This window comes from Streptomyces sp. NPDC046900 (genome assembly GCF_040644975.1).
GTDB lineage: Bacteria > Actinomycetota > Actinomycetes > Streptomycetales > Streptomycetaceae > Streptomyces.
In genome coordinates, this window is sequence record NZ_JBEYXD010000252.1 from 1 (window position 1) to 1,416 (window position 1,416).

Genomic DNA, 1,416 nt, shown 5'->3' on the forward strand with positions numbered 1-1,416 from the left:
TGGCTCTCCTGTCGCTTCCGTGGGTCGCTGACCAGGGCTGATGCAGAGAACACGCCGTACCCGGGATACGTTTCGACTGCTGAAGGTACGAAACGGAAGAACCTGGATACGGCGTGCGATCTTCAAGGATATGGACTCGGTTGCTCGGTGTCGAAAAGACCGTGATCGAGGGGGTCGAGGTCGAGGAATCCGAGGCTGACGAGATCAACCCTGGGGACGTGCTGATCGTGGTTCATGCCCGCCCCGCACGCGGGCGCCGGCTGCGCTGCGGGGTCTGCGAGCGGCGGTGCGGCAAGTACGACAACGGGGAGGGGCGGCGGCGCTGGCGGGCGCTGGATCTGGGCACGCTGCGGGCGGTGATCGAGGCGGAGGCGCCGCGGGTGTTGTGTCCCGAGCACGGCGTGACGGTGGCCTCGGTGCCGTGGGCCAGGCACGGCGCCGGGCACACACTGGCCTTCGATGACACGGTGGCATGGCTGGCCACCTGCTGCAGCAAGACCACCGTCACCCAGCTGATGCGGATCGGCTGGCGCACCGTCGGCAGCATCTGCGAGCGGGTCTGGGCCGACGTCGAGGCATCGGTGGACCTGTTTGCCGGACTGCGGCGGATCGGCATCGATGAGATCAGCTACAAGAAGCGGCACAAGTACCTCACCATCGTGGTCGATCACGATTCCGGGCGCCTGGTGTGGGCCGCGGCCGGCCGGGACAAGGACACCCTGCACACCTTCTTCGACGCCCTCGGCGCCGAGCGCGCCGGGAAGATCACGCATGTGTCGGCGGACGGCGCCGAGTGGATCGATGCTGTCGTTGCAGCCCGCTGCCCGGGCGCGGTGCGCTGCATGGACCCGTTCCACGTCGTGAAGTGGGCCACCGACGCCCTCGACGTCGTCCGCCGGGACGTGTGGAATGCCGAGCGAGGTGGCAAGGGCCGGACCACCCGCGGCTCGCAGTCGCTGAAGAAGGCCCGCTTCGCGCTATGGAAGAACCCCGAGGATCTCACCGCCGGCCAGCAGGCCCAGCTCGCCTTCATCGCCGCCGCGCACCCCCTGCTGCACCGCGCCTACCTCCTCAAGGAGGGCCTGCGTATGGCGTTGAAGCAGGGCAAGGACGCCAGCGAGGTGCTGTGGGACTGGGTGATCTGGGCCCGCCGCTGCCGCATCCCCGCCTTCGTCGACCTCCAACGCGCCATCGTCCGGCACTGGGACGCCATCATCGCCGCGGCCGAGCACAACCTGAGCAACGGGCTGATCGAATCCACGAACACCAAGATCCGGCTCATCACCCGCCTGGCCTTCGGGTTCAAGAGCCCAGACGCCCTGATCGCCCTGGCGATGCTCAGCCTCGGCGGACACCGCCCGCAGCTACCAGGCCGTCAACTCGCATAACCCCACCCACGGAAGCGACAGGAGAGCC

Annotated in this window: 1 protein-coding gene; it reads left to right on the plus strand. The window is 68.2% G+C overall.

The genetic code is table 11. The features are described 5' to 3' along the window. Positions 1 to 113 precede the first annotated feature (113 nt). Positions 114 to 1,388 carry an ISL3 family transposase gene (locus tag ABZ904_RS51275; RefSeq protein WP_361831230.1) on the plus strand — a complete coding sequence of 425 codons (1,275 nt, stop codon included), beginning with the start codon at positions 114 to 116 and terminating at the stop codon, positions 1,386 to 1,388. Positions 1,389 to 1,416 lie beyond the last annotated feature (28 nt).